Raw genomic sequence first — 16,262 nt, 5'->3', positions numbered from 1 at the left:
GAAGCCTCCTCGAATGGAAAGGCCATTATACGGATGCCGAGGTCGCTGCGGCGGTGCTTTTCCGTCGGCCGGCCACCGGCCGCCAGGTTCGACGTGACTCGGGCGCTCGTCTACAATTCCGGCCGTTCTGCCCTTTCGATTCCTTTCCGAGGTAAGTAGCCGATGTCCTTCGCCGAACAATTGACCCGTCTGCGCGATTTTCTCGATGCAGACGATCTGCACGAAGAAGCGCTCGACTACGTAGCCGCCCATGGCTACCTGACCGCCCTGTCCATCTGCCCGGAAGAGGTTCCCGAACGCGAGTGGATCGACGCTCTCTTCGCCGAGCCGCCGCAGTATCGCGATGCCACTCAGCAGGAAGAGATCGAGCGCGCCCTGGTGCAGCTCAAGGCGCATATCCTGCGCGTGCTGGGCAGTGACGAAGAGCTGGATCTGCCGTGCGACCTGGACCTCGGCCCCGAGCCAGACGAATCCGAGCTGCGCGGCTGGTGCATCGGCTTCATGGAAGGGGTGTTCCTGCGCGAAGCCGTATGGTTCGAAGATGCCGAAGACGAAGTCAGCGAGCTGCTGCTGCCGATCATGGTCGGCTCGGGCCTGTTCGACGAACAGCCCGAGTTCTCCGAGATCGCCCAGGATCGCCGCCTGGTCGCCGACATGATGGTGCAGATCCCGGAATTGCTGACCCAGCTGTTCCTGCTCTGCCACTCTCCCGAAGAAAAGCCGGCGCTGCTCAAGCCGCGCCACTGAGCGATGGACAAAGCCCCCGCCAGACCCCGGCAGAAGAAGGGGTGGGTGCGCTACCTGCTGCTAGGGCTAGGCTGGCTCAGCGTAGCGCTGGGCGTTATCGGCGCGTTCTTGCCGCTGCTGCCCACCACGCCCTTCCTGCTCTTGGCGGCCGCCTGCTTCATGCGCAGCTCGGAGCGCTTCTATCTGTGGCTCGTCAACCACAAGTGGCTGGGGCCCTGGATCAAGCCCTACCTGGAAGGCGAAGGGATCCCGCTCAAGGGCAAGGTCTACGCCATCGTCGCCATGTGGATCAGCGTGGGCTTTTCCTGCTGGCTAGTGCCCTATGTCTGGGCACGGGTAGCGGCCTTTGCCAGTTGTGCGGCGGTAACGGTCTACCTGCTCCGGCAGAAGACCCGGCGCTAGCCGGCATTGGGCATAAAAAAGGGCGATCGGTGATGATCGCCCTTTTTTCATGGGTGATGCGGTGGCATCAGGCCGCTCTGGCCATGGGGGTCGGCGGCGCTTGGTCGGGGACGGTGGGCTCGCCCGGCTCGCTGGGCTGGATGGGGGCGGGATCGGGCTGATCGGCCTCGCCACCCGCGCGGGGTAAGGCATAGGCGGCAAGGGTGGCGAATTCGTCGTGCGAATGGATCGGGAAGCGGGACATGGCGTGACTCCTCTGCTGACTCTCTAGGTAGAGTGGTCCTGCAGCAGGGGAATTCCCTCAATCTCCCCGCACCGGCCCGCCATGATTGCGTGCAAAGGTTTCAGCGCCCATGGCGGCGATCTGGCCATCGATGAGCGCGTCGAAAGGCGCCAGCAAGGCCTCGAAGCGGGCCGGTGCCTCCAATGCATTCAGCGCTGCCACGACGGCCTCCACGGTGGATAACGCCTCGGCTGCAGGGGCCTTGCGTACGCGATAGCGGGACGGTGGGCCGGGTGGCAAGGTGGCCCTCGGCAGCGCCGCCAGCGCCGGATTGGTGTGCAGCAGCAGGCGCGCCTTGCGCCAGGTGCCATCGGGAATCACCAGCAGCCGTTTCGCCGGGGTCGCGCTCGCGGGCGGCAGCCGATCGATCGTGACTGCCTCAGGGCCTGGGAACAGCAGCCAGGCTTCATGGCCGGCGAGCCAGCGTGGGAGGTCGGCAAAGGTCTCGCCGATCTCCAGTTGTGCATTGGCGAGCCCCAGGGCGGCCAGGCGCGCGGTATTGAGCGGATGGCGTCGTTCGCTGGGATGCTGCAGCAGCAGTATCCGCGTATGGCTGGACAGCGAAGGGATCAGTGCGCACAGGCACAGCGACAAGGGGCGCTGGCAACGCGCGCAGGCGGGACGGGACATCGAGATTTCCGCAGCGGAGGACGGCGACGATCATACCGGATCACCGCCGCTCCCCCGGCACCTCAGCGATTGAAGCGCGCGGTGAGGTCGTGCAGGTAGTCGGCCATGCCTTCCAGTTCGCGACTCAGTTCCGAGCCACGGCGGGCCTGGGCCGAGCTGTTGTCGGAAAGATCGGCGATCCGGCTGATCTGCCGGTTGATGTCTTCGGAGACGTGGCTCTGCTCTTCCACGGCGGTGGCCATCTGCTGACTCATGGCGGTGATGAGGCTGACCGATTCGCTGATGCCTTCCAGGGATTCGCGCACCGCCGCCGAATGGCGTTCGCTCTGGCGCGAGGTCTCTTCACCGCGACTGGCGGTGGCCACGGCGCGCTCGGCATTGGCCTGCAGGTTGGCGATGATCTGGTGGATCTGCTCGGTGGACTCGCGGGTGCGGGAGGCCAGGGAGCGGACCTCATCGGCCACCACGGCGAAGCCACGACCGGCTTCACCGGCGCGGGCGGCTTCGATGGCGGCGTTCAGCGCCAGCAGGTTGGTCTGCTCAGCGATGGCGGTGATGACGTCGGCGACGCTGCCGATGCTCTGGGTCGAGCTGGCCAGCTCACCCACCGCCTGGCCAATGTCGCTGACCGCCGTGCCAAGTTCGCGCATGGACATCAGGCTTTCTTCAGCCTTGTCGCGTCCGGAATGCACCATGTTCTCCGCGTTGGCGGCGGCCTGGGCGGTCTCCTGGACGTTTTGCGAGACCTCGTGGATGGTAGAGGTCATCTGGGTAATGGCGGCGGCGGACTGGTCGGTCTCGTGGCGCTGCTGTTCCAGCAGCTCGGCCCCGGACTGGGATAGCTGGGAAGACTCGCGGGCCTTCTGGCGTACGCTGTCGCCAACGTCGGCCAGACGCGTCAAGGCGGTCTGCAGGCGCGCGGCTTCGCTGTGCAACGCGAGATCCAGACGCGCCGGGGCGCCGATCTGGTCGCTGTAGGTCGGCGCGACCACATCGCTGGAGAACATCTTGGGATGATCCGCAAGAATGCGCTCGATACTGGCGCGCTGGCGATACAGCTGGTGGGCACTGACACCCAGCAGGGCCGCGACGATAAGGGCTGCCTGAGCGGTGTCGTCCAGGAGGAAGTGACCGCCCAGGATGCCGCCGGCGGCCGCCACGGTCGACCAGCAGGCGGAGATGGCGCTGGTCAGGCGACGGATCCGGGGCACGGGAGCCTTGCCGGCATTGATCCGGGCATAGAGCTCGCCGGCGCGGCGCACCTCATTGGCACTGGGCAGGGAACGCACGGATTCGTAGCCGATCACCCGCCCCTGTTCCAGGATCGGCGTGACGTAGGCACTGACCCAGTAGAAGTCGCCGTTCTTGCAGCGATTCTTGACGATGCCCATCCACGGCTTGCCCTCCTTGAGGGTCGCCCACATGTGGCCGAATACGGGCGGCGGCATGTCGGGATGACGCACCAGGTTGTGCGGACTGCCGATCAGCTCCTCCCGCGTATAGCCACTGATGGCGATGAACGCTTCGTTGCAGTAGGTGATGTTCCCCTGCAAGTCGGTGGTGGAGATGAGTCGTTCTTCTTCCTTGAAGGTACGGCCCTGTTGGGTGACCGGCAAATTCGTGCGCATGCGGGTGCCTTATCTAGCAGGTTATCTACTCCGTGGGACATCAACCATTTAAATGGTGGCTAATTGCCCGCACAGGTGAAAACGGTAACCCTTTGGTTATCGTCCTAGTCGCTATCGGCATGTTGCATCTGGGCTTTAAGAATGCGTTGAAAACTCTGGATAAGCGGCTCCCTTCCACGCCCTCGGCGGGTGATGAGGGAGAACGGCGCCTGATAGCCAAAGGTCGCCGGTTGCAGCGCCTTGAGGCGCCCCTGGTCGACCCAGGCATGGACATAGTGCTCCGGCAGGTAGCCGATATAGGCGCCGGAGAGGATGAGGATCAGCTGGGCCTCCATGCTTTCCACGGTGGCGGCGCTTTCCTTGAAGCCATGGCGTGCCAGCTCAGCCTGACTCCAGTAGCCGCGCCGCACCATGCGCTGGCGGGTGATCACCTCGGCGGGAATGCGTCGTTCCGGGAACAGCGGATGACGATCGCTGCAGTAGAGCCAGTGCTGCTCGCGGTACAGCGGCTGGTAGACCACCCCGTTCATGCGCGCGGAAAAGGCACCCACCGCCAGGTCCAGCCGTCCTTCGAGCACGCCCAGCTGCAACTCGTAGGGACTGGTCACCGCCAGATGCAGGTGGACGCCGGGATAGTCGTGGGTATAGCTGCCGATCACATCGGCCAGCGGCAGCGCCGGCTCGCTGGACAGTGAATCCAGTACGCCCAGGTTGAGGGTGCCGCTCAACTCGCCCTTGAGGGTCGTGGCATAGCGTTCGAAGCCTTCGATCTCGCCCAGGATGCGCAGCGTCTCCTGGTGGAAGAGTTCGCCCTTGCTGGTGAGGGCGAAGCCGCCACGGCCGCGATGACAGAGGGTGACTCCGAGCTGCCCTTCCAGCTGACTCATGTAGGTGCTGATGGCCGAGGTGGACAGGTTCAGTTCCTGCTGCGCCGCGGCGAAGCCCTGGTGGCGTACCACGCAGGCGAACAGCTTGAGCAGACGGATGTCGTGGAGAGCATTGGCCATGGCGGACTCCCGGTGGACGCGGCCCGGCAGTCTAGCCATTAGTTCAGAAATCTCTGAAGTGATTTTTTGCCCGCGCCGATTCTTCGCCTGTCAGCGACTTTGCACAATCGGGTCATCAGCACAACGAGGATGACCCGTGGAAAAGATCCTGCACCAGCCGCTGGGCGGCAACGAGATGCCCCGCTTCGGCGGCATCGCCAGCATGCTGCGGCTGCCCCACCTCGCTTCCCCGGCCGGACTCGACGCCGCCTTCATCGGCATCCCCCTGGACATCGGCACCTCGTTGCGCTCCGGCACCCGTTTCGGTCCGCGGCAGCTGCGCAGCGAATCGGTGATGATCCGTCCCTACAACATGGCCACCGGCGCGGCGCCCTTCGACTCCCTGAGCGTCGCCGATCTGGGCGATGTCGCCATCAATACCTTCAACCTGCTGGACACGGTGCGGCTGATCGAGGAGCACTACGACCGGGTGCTGGAGCACGATGTCACCCCCCTCACCCTGGGCGGCGACCACACCCTGACGCTGCCCATCCTGCGGGCCATGAAGAAGAAATACGGCGAGATCGGCCTGGTGCACGTGGATGCCCATGCCGATGTCAACGAGCACATGTTCGGCGAGAAGATCGCCCATGGCACCACGTTCCGCCGCGCCGTGGAAGAAGGCCTGCTGGACTGCAACCGGGTGGTGCAGATCGGCCTGCGGGCCCAGGGCTATGCCGCCGACGACTTCGACTGGTGCCGCGAACAGGGCTTCCGGGTGGTGCAGGCCGAGGAGTGCTGGCATCAGTCCCTGACCCCGCTGATGGCCGAGGTGCGCGCGCGGGTGGGCGGCGGGCCGGTATACCTGTCCTACGACATCGACAGCATCGACCCGGCCTGGGCGCCAGGCACCGGTACCCCGGAGATCGGCGGCCTGACCACCATCCAAGCGCTGGAAATCATCCGCGGCTGCCGCGGCCTCGATCTGGTGGGCTGTGACCTGGTGGAGGTGTCGCCGCCCTACGACACCACCGGCAACACCGCCCTGCTCGGCGCGAACCTGCTCTACGAGATGCTCTGCGTGCTGCCGGGGGTGACCTACCGCTAACCCCTTCGGTGCGGTGACCCGCCATGACGGTCGCCCACCCGCTGTCTTTCGCTGCCGAACACCGGCGGGCTCCTGGCCCGCCGACAACAAGAACGCGGGCCCTGCCCTGCGTATAACCGTGTCGAGGCGTCATCCATGGACCATCATGACGGCATCACCCGTATCGAAACCTTCGGGGTCGAGCAGATTCCCGACCACGAACGCCATGCCACCCCCTTCGATCTCTTCCGCCTGATCTTCGGCGGCGCCAACACCTTCGCCACCGCCGCGCTTGGCCGTGCTCCGATCCTCTTCGGGCGGTCGTTCACGACCGGGGGGCTGGCCATCGCTCGTGGGGGCCTGGGCGGCGCCACCCAGGTCTACCTGGCCCTGCTCCGGTTGTTTTCGGAACCGGCCGCCGTATACGGTCCGGCCAGCGCACGGCGACCCAGGCACGCCGCGGCCGGCTCCGCTCTAGATAGCGCTCGCGTCGCCTGAAGACCGAGTCATCACGGGCCCGGAGTGCCCGGCCCTGCCCATCCCTACAAGAGATCCGCTCCCATGATCCTGGATATTTCCGTCGTCCTGGCCTATGCCCTGGCCATGCTCCTGCTCGGCTGGTACGGCATGCGCCGTGCTCGCAATCAGGAAGAATTCCTCGTCGCCGGCCGCAACCTCGGCCCGGCCTTCTATCTGGGCACCATGGCCGCCACGGTGCTGGGTGGCGCCGCCACCGTCGGCACGGTACGGCTGGGCTACGTCCATGGTCTTTCCGGCTTCTGGCTGTGCGCCATGCTTGGCGGCGGCATCCTGGTGCTCAACCTGTTTCTCGCCAAACCACTGCTCAAGTTGCGCATCTTCACCGTGACCCAGGTGCTGGAACGGCGTTACACCCCCCTGGCACGCCAGGCCAGTGCCGCCATCATGTTCGTCTATGCGCTGATGCTCAGCGTGGTCTCGGTGCTGGCCATGGGTACGGTGATCCAGGTGCTGTTCGAACTGCCCTTCTGGAGCGCCATCCTGCTCGGCGGCAGCGTGGTGGTGATCTATTCCAGCATTGGCGGCATGTGGTCGCTGACGCTGACCGACATCGTCCAGTTCATCATCAAGACGGCCGGCCTGATGTTCGTGCTGCTGCCCATCTGTCTCGCCCGAGTAGGCGGCTGGGACGCCCTGGTGGCCAAGCTGCCGGCCAGCGCCTTCGCCCTGACCACCATTGGCTATGACACCATCCTCACCTACTTCCTGATCTACTTCTTCGGCATCCTCATCGGCCAGGACATCTGGCAGCGCGTCTTCACTGCTCGCAGCGAAGGCGTGGCGCGGGTGGCGGGCAGCCTGGCCGGGGTCTACTGCGTGATCTATGGCCTGGTGGGCGCCTTGATCGGCATGTGCGCCCGGGTGCTGCTGCCGGACCTGGGCGGTGCCAACAATGCCTTCGCCGCCATCGTCCGCAGCGCCCTGCCGGACGGCATTCGCGGCCTGGTGATCGCCGCCGCCCTGGCCGCCATGATGTCCACCGCCAGCGCCGGCCTGCTGGCCGCGTCCACCACCCTGACCGAAGACCTTCTGCCCCGGCTGCGCGGCGGCAAGGCCTCGACCCTGGGCATGGCCCGACTGTTCACCCTGCTCACCGGCCTTGCCGTGCTCGTCATCGCGCTGCTGGTGAACGACGTCATCGGCGCCCTGACACTGGCCTACAACCTGCTGGTGGGCGGCATCCTGGTGCCCCTGCTAGGGGCCATTTTCTGGAAGCGCGCCACCACGCCCGGGGCCCTGGCGAGCATGCTGCTGGGATCCGGCGCGGCCATCGTCTTCATGCTCAAGGATGGCCTGGAAGCCAATACGCCGATCTACTTCAGCCTGGCGCTGAGCCTGCTCAGCTTCGTGCTGGTAAGCCTGCTCACGCCGCGCGCCGAGGTTGCCGGCCGTCCTGCCTGATCGACCCTGGAGGAGAATGCGCATGACCACCTGTGGCGAATTTCTGGTCCGCCAACTGGCCGCCTGGGGCGTGGACACCGTCTTCGGCATCCCCGGGGTCCATACCGTGGAGCTCTATCGCGGCCTCCCCGGCAGCGGTATTCGCCACATCACCCCACGCCATGAACAGGGCGCGGGCTTCATGGCGGACGGCTATGCCCGGGCCAGCGGACGGCCCGGGGTATGCTTCGTCATCAGCGGACCCGGACTGACCAACTGCCTGACCGCCATGGCCCAGGCCTATGGCGATTCGGTCCCGCTGCTGGTGATTTCCAGCGTCAACGAACGCGCGCGGCTCGGCCATGGCGCCGGCTATCTGCATGAGCTTCCGAACCAGCGCAACCTGACGGCCGGGGTTACCGCCTTCAGCCATACCCTGCTGGAGGTGGACGGCCTGCCAAGCGTACTGGCGCGTGCCTTCGCCGTGTTCGACGGCGAGCGGCCAAGGCCGGTCCATCTGGAACTGCCGCTGGACATCATCACGGCACCGGCCGATCACCTGGCACTGATGCCCAAGCCCAAGCTGGCCCGCCCGGAGCCGGCCGCGGCCCTGCTCGACTGCGCCGCGGTTCGGCTGCGCGAGGCCGAACGTCCGCTGCTGTTGATCGGTGGGGGCTGCCAGGACGCGGCTGACGAGGTACGCGCGCTGGCCGCCGCGCTGGATGCGCCCACTGCCACCACCATCAATGCCAAGGGTCTGTTGCCGCCTGGCCATCCCCTGGCACTGGGCAGCAACCAGGCGCTACCACCGGTACGCGCCCTGGCGCGAGAGGCGGACGTCATCCTGGCGGTGGGTACCGAACTGGGCGAGACCGACTACGATGTGGTCTTCGACGGCGGTTTCCAGTTGACCGGCGACCTGATCCGCATCGACCTGGACCCCAGGATGCTGGTGGCTGGTCACCCACCCTGGCTAGGCGTGGTGGGCGACGCCCAGGCCGCGCTGCAGGGTCTGCTGCAACGCCTGCCCCGCCGCGAACTCGACCCGACCGGTCCCGGCGCCCGGCGCACGGCCATTGCCCAGGCTGGCCTGGCGCGCGAACTGGCCGGTTGGACGCACTTTCGCCAGCTGTTCGAGCGGCTGCAAAGGGCGCTGCCGGACGCGCGCTACGTGGGCGATTCCACCCAGACCGTCTACGCCGGCAATCACCTGGTGGAGTTGGACGGACCACGGCGCTGGTTCAATGCCTCCACCGGTTACGGCACCCTGGGCTATGGCCTGCCCGCCGCCCTGGGCGCACGCCTGGCGGACCCCAGGCGCCCGGTGATCTGCCTGGTCGGGGACGGCGGTCTGCTCTTTACCCTCAGCGAGCTGGCGAGCGCCGTGGAGGCGCAGATCGGCATCGTCATCTTGCTGTGGAATAACCACGGCTACGGCGAGATCCGCCGCTATATGGAACAGCGGGACATCACGCCCCTGGGCGTCGACCTGGTCACCCCGGATTTTCTCGCGCTGGCGCGGGCCTTCGGCTGCCTGGCCGAACGCGCACGGGATCTGGATCATGTCCAGGACCTGCTCGCCACCGCGCCAACCGATCGGCCACTGCTGATCGAGCTGCGCGAGGTAGCACCCTTCGTGTCGGCCTGATCAGTCAGGCAAGGGAACCATGACGAGCGCGCTGCACCGCCTGATCTCGCTAGGGATCAGGCCGCAGACGGGGCGCATCGGCATCCGAGCAAGATTGCTGCCTAGATCCTGGGCCGGCACTTGAGATCCAGCAGCACCTGGAACCTACAGGGGCCCCGCGAAGGTTTCGCGTACCCATGCCACACTGAAGGGCAAGAAAGCATAGAAGCGCCGCGCCGACTGGACGACGGTACCCAGGCGTCAGGTGCCTACGTTGCGCCTGGGGTTTTCTCACCGAAGCCGCGCAGGTGCTGGAACGCTGGCAGGTGTCGATCTGTCCATGCAGCAGTGGTCGCCACCGCGACTCGCCTCCTTCCGTCCCCGCAAGGCCCCCAAGCATTTGAACGTTTCCCCGTGTTCCCGGCTACAACTAGTCCTGCTGCTGACCCTGGTCACGCTTACCCTGGCACTCGGCTGGGCACCCGTGGACCGGCTGACCTGGGGGATCGAACAGCTGCTGGTGATCCTGGCCGTGGTAGCCATCGTGGTTATCCAGCGACGGTTTCCGCTCTCGGCCAGCGCCAGCCTGCAACTCTTCGCGTTTCTCGTACTGCACCAGATCGGCGCCCACTACACCTATTCCCAGGTTCCCTACGACGATGCCTGGCAGGCGCTGACCGGTTTCCGCCTGGACGAGGCCCTGGGTCTGCAGCGCAACCATTACGACCGCCTGGTGCACTTCGCCTACGGGCTGCTGCTGGCCCGCCCCTTTCGTGAAGTGGTCCAGGGCCTGACCGGGCTACGCGGCTGGCAGAGTGCCTATGCCGCCCTCGAGTTCGTGCTCGCCTCCTCGGCGGGCTACGAGCTCATGGAATGGCTGGGCGCTGACCTGCTGGCGGGCGATGACGCGGAAGCCTTCGTCGGCGCCCAGGGCGATCCCTGGGACGCACAGAAAGACATGGCACTGGCCTTTCTCGGCGCCTTGCTCTCGCTGGTCTGCCGCCATGGCTGGCCCGGACGTCGCGGGACCGGCCATGACGTTGGTTCGCGCTAGCGGGCGATCACGGGTTCCAACGCGTCCAGCCAACAGACCACGGCCACGGCGCCGCCATCGGGAATGCCACGGGTACGTTCGCCCAGGTAACTGGCACGGCCCTGGCCCGGAACCATCTCGGCGGTAGCCTCGGCGCCCTTCCGAGCGGCAGCCACCGCTTCGGCGAAGGCCTGCGCTGGGCTGGAGCCAGCCTGGGCAGCTGCCAGCAAGGTATCCGCGGCAGGTCGAAGCGCATCGAGCATCGTGCGCTGGCCCGGCTGGGCGCCGCCCAGCTCCGCCAGCGCCAGGACGCCCTGATCGAAGGCCTGGGCCCACTGGGCCAGTGTCGGTCGCGCGACCCCGTCCAACACCTGGGCCGCGCGGACCAGCGCGCAGGCATAGAAGGGTCCGGAACTGCCACCGATGGCACGCCGCAGGGCCTGTCCCATGGCTGCCAGGGCACTGGCCGGGGTGTACCAGGCGCTGCCTGGCAGGGCGCGCATCGCCTCGGCGCCACGGGCCAGGCTGGTGCCCAGATCGCCGTCACCGGCGCGGCTGTCCAGGTCGGTGAGACGGGTTTCGTTGGCCAGCAGGCTGGCGATCACGGCGTCCACTGCGGCATGCAGGCGCTCCGCCAGGGGCCCGGGCGTGCACGTCGTCGCCTCGGCCGTCACCTCAGGCGCGGACAGCAGACGCGGCGCCGCTGGCACCCGACCGTCACCGGGCCAGGCCCGCGCCTGGGTTGGCGCATCCAGCAATGCCAGGCGCGCCTCGTCCACCGGCAGCAGCGACAGCGAACAGCCCGGCATGTCCAGGGCACTGAGGAAGGTACCGGTCCAGGCCCGCTCCACGCTCAGGCCGCGCCGACGCAACTCGATCAGCGCCGCCCGGGCCACCAGGGCGAGCTCCAGCGGTGGCGTGGCGCCCAGGCCATTGACCAGCAAGGCGAGACGCGTCCCGCCAGGATAGCCGCCATCCTCGACCAGGGTATCCAGCAGTCGCGCCACGGTGGCATCGGCGCCTAGCCAGGGCCCGCGCTCGACGCCCTGCTCGCCGTGGATGCCAAGGCCCCACTCCACCTCGTCGTCCGCTAGTTCGAAGCCTGGGTGCCCCACCGCCGGCACCGTGCAGGCGCCCAGGGCGACCCCCATGCTGCGCAGTTCGGCACTGGCCTCGCGCGCCAGGCTGGCCACCTCGGCGAGGGGTCGCCCGGCGGCGGCAGCGGCGCCAGCGAGCTTATGGATCAACACGGTGCCGGCGATGCCTCGACGCTTCTCCGGCGCCACGGTATGGCGCAAGGCCGCGTCGTCCGCCACCAGCACCGTTTCGACGGGAATGCCTTCGCTGCGGGCCAGTTCCGCGGCGAGGCCGAAGTTGAGGCGGTCACCGGTGTAGTTCTTGACGACTAGCAGCGCGCCCGCCGGGCCGGCTGCCGCCCGGATGGCTGCCAGTACGGCATCCACGCTGGGCGAGGTGAAGACGTCGCCCGCCACCGCCGCCGTCAGCATCCCCTCGCCGACGTAGCCGGCATGGGCCGGTTCATGGCCGCTGCCGCCACCAGAGATAACCGCCACCGGGCGTTCGCGGACGTCGGCCAGGGGGTGGCGTAGTATCACCTGTTCGTCGGCCAGCAGGGCAAGACCGGGGTCCAGGCTCACGAGACCTTCGAGCAGCTCGCGAACCACGGTGACGGGGTTATTGATCAGCTTCTTCATCGGGCACTCCTGAGGGCGAGAGGTCGCCGCAGTATGGCACGCGACCAGCGGCACGAACGGCACGCCGCCAGGGGCAGTCTGCCGAAAGGCCACCCACCGGAGCCTATCCATGCCCCCTGCCCCTCACCGCCTCGAAAGCCTGGCCAAGGTCACGGGTGCCGCCCGCTACAGCGCCGATCTCACCCATAGCGACATCCCAGGCACGCCGCTGCATGCCGCCCTGGTGCAGAGCGATCACGCGCAAGGACAGGTGGCGCGGCTGGTGGTGGCGGCCGCCGAGCAGGCAACAGGGGTGCTGCTGGTCATGACGCACCTGAACGCCCCGCGCCTGCGGCCGATCAACACCCTGCCCGGCGGCGAGCTGGGCCGCTTCCTGCCCTTGCAGGACGACCGCCTCCAATACAGCGGCCAGCCCCTCGCGGTGGTGGTCGCCGAGCGGGCGGACCAGGCCGAATTCGCCGCGCAGCTGATCGAGGTGGAATACAGCGCAGAAGCGCCGAAGCAAGACTTCGACTTCACCCGGCTGCCGGCTGAATATCCGCAGGTGGTCGGCGCCGGCGAACCGGCGATCACCGAGCGCGGCCAGCCCGATGCGGCCTGGACGCAGGCGGAAGAGCGCCTGGAGTTGGAGTACACCACGGAGCCCCAGCATCACAATGCCCTGGAGCCCGGGGCGGCCCTCGCCGCCTGGGACAACCAGGGCCGACTGGTGGTGGACGCCGGCACCCAGTTCACCTATGGCGATGCCTATGCCCTGGCGCAGGCGTTCGACCTCGGCGTCAGCCCGGACTTCCCCGCCGTGATGCGCGCCGGTCGCGCCGAGGCGGACTTCTCCACGCGCATCCGCTTTCGCTCACCCCTGGTCGGCGGCGGCTTTGGCGGCAAGAAAGGCAATGCCCATCCCTTGCTCGCGGCCATGGCGGCGCGGCTCGCCGGCCGGCCCGTGAAGCTGGTGTTGACCCGGCGGCAGACCTTCTCGCTGATGCCCTTTCGGGGCGCCACCCGCCAGCGATTGCGCCTGGGCGGCACTCGCGATGGCCAGCTGAGCGTGCTGCTGCAGGAGGCCCTGATCCAGAACGCCCACACCTCGAACTTCATAGAACCCGTCGGCGAGATGACGCCCAAGCTCTATGCCTGCCATCACCTGCGTACCGGCCATGCCACGGCGCGGCTGCACCTCAATGCACCCAGCTGGCTACGCGCCCCGGGCGTGGCGGTCAGCCAGTTCGCGGTCGAGAGCGCCCTGGATGAATGGGCCCATCACCTGCGCCTGGACCCGCTGGACGTACGGCTACGCAACCATGCCGACGTGGAACCCCAGAGCGGCAATCCCTGGTCGAGCAAGAGCCTGCGCCAATGCTACGCGGCCGGTGCCGCGGCCATCGGTTGGGCGGACCGTGATCCCGGCATCGGCGCCATGCGCGATGGCGATCTGCTGATCGGCTACGGCATGGCCACCTCGGTCTACCATGTCGCCCAGATGGCCGCCTCGGCACGCATCCGGCTGAGCGCCAATGGCACGGCGGTGGTCGAGAGCGCCACCCACGAGCTGGGCCAGGGCAGCTGGACGGCGCTCACTCAGCTAGCCGCCGAGGCGCTGGGGCTACCGCTGGAACGTGTTCAGCTGCATTGGGGCGACACCGACCTCCCCTACAGTTCCCTGACTGCCAGCTCCTCCACCACGCTCAGTCTCGGTGCGGCCATCCAGGCCGCTGCCGACCAGCTGCGTCGGCGCCTGGTAGCGCTGACCGGGGCGGATGCGTCCGACGTCGGGGGCTGGCGCCTCGCGGACGGCGCTCTGGTCAGCGAGCGTGCCCCAGATCAACGTCATGAGCTGGGCCCGTTGCTGCAATGCCATGGCCTTGCCGAGGTGAGCGCTGAAGCCAGCACCGCCGACCAGGTGGCCCAACGCCCGGCGCTCGGTCGTGCCGCCTTTGGCGCCCAGTTCGCCGAAGTGGCGGTGGATCCGCAGCTGGGAACGGTCCGGGTCCGCCGCCTGGTAGGTGCCTTCGCCGGTGGCCGTATCGTCAATCGCCGTCTGGCCCAGAATCAGTTGGAGGGCGGCATGATCTGGGGCCTCGGCCAGGCGCTGCTGGAACAGAGTCGACTGGACCTGACGCAAGGGCGCTGGATGAACGCGGATTTGGCCGAAGCCCTGGTGGCTACCCAGGCCGACGTGCCCGTACTTGAGGCCCTGCTGCTGGACGAAGACGACCGCCTGGGGCATCCGCTGGGTATCAAGGGGCTCGGCGAGATCGGCGTGGTCGGGGTTGCCCCGGCGATCGCCAATGCGGTCTTCCATGCCACCGGCATCCGGGTGCGGCAGTTGCCCATCACCCTGGACAAGTTGCTCGGCTGAGCGAAACGGCCTTCCGCCAGACCGTGGCGGCAGGCTATCGTCTGGTCTGGAAGCTTTTCACGACCGGGATGTCTCACGCTGATAGCCAGCCGCGCCCTCCTGCGCGCATCCCGTCGAGGTTCGTCATGCCGATCAAGATCGTTCCGCGCTCTGCCTGTCGTGGGTCGGAGATCACCCCTGAAGCCGTCTACCTGTCCCGGCGCCAGCTGCTCGGTGCCAGTGGCGCCCTGCTCGCTGGCGCCGCCCTGCCCGGCTGGGCAATGGCCGCCGCCTCTACCTATGGTGACGTCGACGCCGCCAAGGGCCCCGACTGGTTCGAGCGCAAGCTGCCGGATACCCGTTGGCAGGCGGCCACGGTCAAGGGCGAAGACATCACCCCCTTCAAGGACGCCACCCACTACAACAACTTCTACGAATTCGGTCCGGACAAGAGCGATCCCGCGGCCCACGCGGGCCAGCTGCCGACCCAACCCTGGAGCGTGGTGGTCGATGGCGAGGTGGGCAAACCCGGCACCTATGGCCTGGAGGATCTGTTCGGGCCCGACACCCTGGAAGAGCGCATCTATCGCATGAGGTGCGTGGAGGCCTGGTCGATGGTCATTCCCTGGCTGGGCTTTCCGCTGGCCAGCCTGCTCAAGCGGGTCGAACCCACGGGCAAGGCCCGCTACGTCAGATTCGAGACGCTCAAGGACCCGAAGCACATGCCTGGCATGAACTCCAGCTTCGCCCTGCTGGACTGGCCCTATGTCGAGGGCCTGCGCCTGGACGAGGCCATGCATCCGCTGACCCTGATGACGGTGGGCATGTACGGCCGGGTGCTGCCCAACCAGAACGGCGCGCCGCTACGCCTGATCGTGCCCTGGAAGTACGGCTTCAAGGGCATCAAGTCCATCGTGCGGATCAGCCTGGTGGAAGAACAACCGCGCACCACCTGGCAGGGGATGGCGCCCAATGAATATGGCTTCTATGCCAACGTCAATCCGGAAGTGGATCACCCGCGCTGGAGCCAGGCCCGCGAACGTCGGCTGCCCAGCGGTCTCTTCAGCCCCAATGTTCGGCCGACCCTGATGTTCAATGGCTATGGCGAGGAAGTGGCCTCGCTCTATGCCAGCATGGATCTGCGGAGAAACTACTGATGGGATTGCTGCTTTGGCGGGTCGCGGTGTTCGTCGCCGCGCTCTGCCCGCCGCTGTGGTGGCTGTACCAGGCGTGGATCTTCGCCCTCGGCCCGGACCCGGGCAAGGCGCTAGTGGACAAGCTGGGCACCGGTACCCTGGTGCTGCTGTTGCTGACCCTCAGCCTGACCCCACTGTCGCGGCTCACCCGCTGGAAGCTCTGGCCGGTTATCCGCCGTCAGCTGGGGCTGTGGACCTTCACCTACGCCCTGTTGCACTTCCTGGGCTACCTGGCCTTCGTGCTGGGCTTTGACCTGTCGCAACTGGGCGTGGAGCTGCAGCGCCGGCCCTACATCATCGTCGGTGCTGCGGCCCTGCTGATCCTGCTGGCCCTGGCAGTCACTTCCAACCGCCCGGCCATGCGCCGCCTGGGCAAGCGCTGGAAGGAGCTGCATCGGCTGGCCTACCTGGTGCTGGGCTTGGGGCTTTTGCACTATCTCTGGATTGTGCGCTCGGACCTGGAAGAATGGGCGATCTACGCCGCCATCGGCGCTGCATTGCTGGCCTTCCGCCTGGTGGATGGCTGGCGTCGTAGAAGACGCAATCAGGCAGCCACCCTCCCTGCTCGTTGATTACAGCTGTCGAGGCAGGGAGGCAAATTCTCCACGCCTCAAAATCATAGGGGTGGTATTAAAAGGCCGGCGCCAGGGGCGCCAGGCCTAAGGGTAGA

14 protein-coding genes and 2 pseudogenes are annotated in these 16,262 nt (G+C 67.1%); 10 read left to right on the top strand and 6 right to left on the bottom strand.

Going from position 1 to position 16,262, the window contains the following annotated elements; translation table 11 throughout:
- The first annotated feature begins 162 nt into the window (after positions 1-162).
- Both APT59_RS09640 and APT59_RS09635 read left to right on the top strand, forming a co-directional pair.
- Positions 163-747: a YecA family protein gene (locus APT59_RS09640; RefSeq protein WP_059314643.1), complete on the top strand. Its 585-nt coding sequence runs from the start codon at positions 163-165 to the stop codon at positions 745-747.
- A 3-nt stretch (positions 748-750) separates the two neighbouring features.
- Positions 751-1,149, top strand: a complete 399-nt coding sequence (locus APT59_RS09635) for a YbaN family protein (RefSeq protein ID WP_059314642.1) — start codon at positions 751-753, stop codon at positions 1,147-1,149.
- Positions 1,150-1,216: 67 nt separating this feature from the next.
- Here the strand turns inward: APT59_RS09635 and APT59_RS22545 are convergent, their stop codons facing one another.
- The 5 genes and pseudogenes from APT59_RS22545 to APT59_RS09620 form a co-directional block, all read right to left on the bottom strand.
- Positions 1,217-1,393: a hypothetical protein gene (locus APT59_RS22545; RefSeq protein WP_167348562.1), complete on the bottom strand. Its 177-nt coding sequence runs from the start codon at positions 1,391-1,393 to the stop codon at positions 1,217-1,219.
- Positions 1,394-1,450: 57 nt separating this feature from the next.
- Positions 1,451-2,062: a tRNA-uridine aminocarboxypropyltransferase gene (locus APT59_RS09630; RefSeq protein WP_059314641.1), complete on the bottom strand. Its 612-nt coding sequence runs from the start codon at positions 2,060-2,062 to the stop codon at positions 1,451-1,453.
- A 62-nt stretch (positions 2,063-2,124) separates the two neighbouring features.
- Complete coding sequence (locus APT59_RS09625; RefSeq protein ID WP_420480514.1) at positions 2,125-3,255, bottom strand: methyl-accepting chemotaxis protein; 1,131 nt, start codon at positions 3,253-3,255, stop codon at positions 2,125-2,127.
- A gap of 153 nt (positions 3,256-3,408) precedes the next feature.
- Positions 3,409-3,690, bottom strand: a pseudogene (locus APT59_RS22960) (PAS domain-containing protein); the annotation flags it as partial.
- Between the two features lie 104 nt (positions 3,691-3,794).
- Positions 3,795-4,697 carry a LysR family transcriptional regulator gene (locus tag APT59_RS09620; RefSeq protein ID WP_017641749.1) on the bottom strand — a complete coding sequence of 301 codons (903 nt, stop codon included), beginning with the start codon at positions 4,695-4,697 and terminating at the stop codon, positions 3,795-3,797.
- Between the two features lie 136 nt (positions 4,698-4,833).
- On the opposite strand from APT59_RS09620, the gene speB reads away from it, so the two are divergent.
- The 5 genes and pseudogenes from speB to APT59_RS09595 all read left to right on the top strand — a co-directional run bounded on the left by speB (position 4,834) and on the right by APT59_RS09595 (position 10,364).
- A complete protein-coding gene (speB, locus tag APT59_RS09615; RefSeq protein WP_059314639.1) occupies positions 4,834-5,784 on the top strand; it encodes an agmatinase in 951 nt (316 codons plus the stop codon).
- Positions 5,785-5,919: 135 nt separating this feature from the next.
- A pseudogene (locus APT59_RS22955) lies at positions 5,920-6,195 on the top strand (hypothetical protein); the annotation flags it as partial.
- 129 nt (positions 6,196-6,324) lie between these two features.
- A complete protein-coding gene (locus tag APT59_RS09605; RefSeq protein ID WP_059314637.1) occupies positions 6,325-7,704 on the top strand; it encodes a sodium:solute symporter in 1,380 nt (459 codons plus the stop codon).
- Between the two features lie 22 nt (positions 7,705-7,726).
- Positions 7,727-9,331, top strand: coding sequence for a 5-guanidino-2-oxopentanoate decarboxylase (locus APT59_RS09600; RefSeq protein WP_059314636.1), 1,605 nt, complete (start codon positions 7,727-7,729; stop codon positions 9,329-9,331).
- Positions 9,332-9,710: 379 nt separating this feature from the next.
- Complete coding sequence (locus tag APT59_RS09595) at positions 9,711-10,364, top strand: DUF2238 domain-containing protein (RefSeq protein WP_059316862.1); 654 nt, start codon at positions 9,711-9,713, stop codon at positions 10,362-10,364.
- Here the strand turns inward: APT59_RS09595 and APT59_RS09590 are convergent.
- The gene (locus APT59_RS09590) at positions 10,361-12,058 is read right to left on the bottom strand and encodes a dihydroxyacetone kinase family protein (protein WP_059314635.1); all 1,698 of its coding nucleotides are present in this window, start codon (positions 12,056-12,058) and stop codon (positions 10,361-10,363) included. The genes APT59_RS09595 and APT59_RS09590 overlap by 4 nt on opposite strands.
- 109 nt (positions 12,059-12,167) lie before the next feature.
- Between APT59_RS09590 and APT59_RS09585 the strand changes: the two genes are divergently transcribed.
- From APT59_RS09585 to msrQ, 3 genes are all read left to right on the top strand, one after another.
- Positions 12,168-14,417, top strand: coding sequence for a xanthine dehydrogenase family protein molybdopterin-binding subunit (locus tag APT59_RS09585; protein WP_059314634.1), 2,250 nt, complete (start codon positions 12,168-12,170; stop codon positions 14,415-14,417).
- Positions 14,418-14,542: 125 nt separating this feature from the next.
- A complete protein-coding gene (msrP, locus tag APT59_RS09580; protein ID WP_059314633.1) occupies positions 14,543-15,553 on the top strand; it encodes a protein-methionine-sulfoxide reductase catalytic subunit MsrP in 1,011 nt (336 codons plus the stop codon).
- Positions 15,553-16,164 (top strand): protein-methionine-sulfoxide reductase heme-binding subunit MsrQ, encoded by a 612-nt coding sequence (msrQ, locus tag APT59_RS09575; RefSeq protein ID WP_059314632.1) that lies wholly within the window; start codon positions 15,553-15,555, stop codon positions 16,162-16,164. Before msrP ends, msrQ begins: the two co-directional genes overlap by 1 nt.
- Positions 16,165-16,262 lie beyond the last annotated feature (98 nt).

The organism is Pseudomonas oryzihabitans, assembly GCF_001518815.1.
GTDB classification, from domain to species: Bacteria; Pseudomonadota; Gammaproteobacteria; order Pseudomonadales; family Pseudomonadaceae; genus Chryseomonas; species Chryseomonas oryzihabitans_E.
This window is presented reverse-complemented; position numbering and strand designations above follow the sequence as displayed.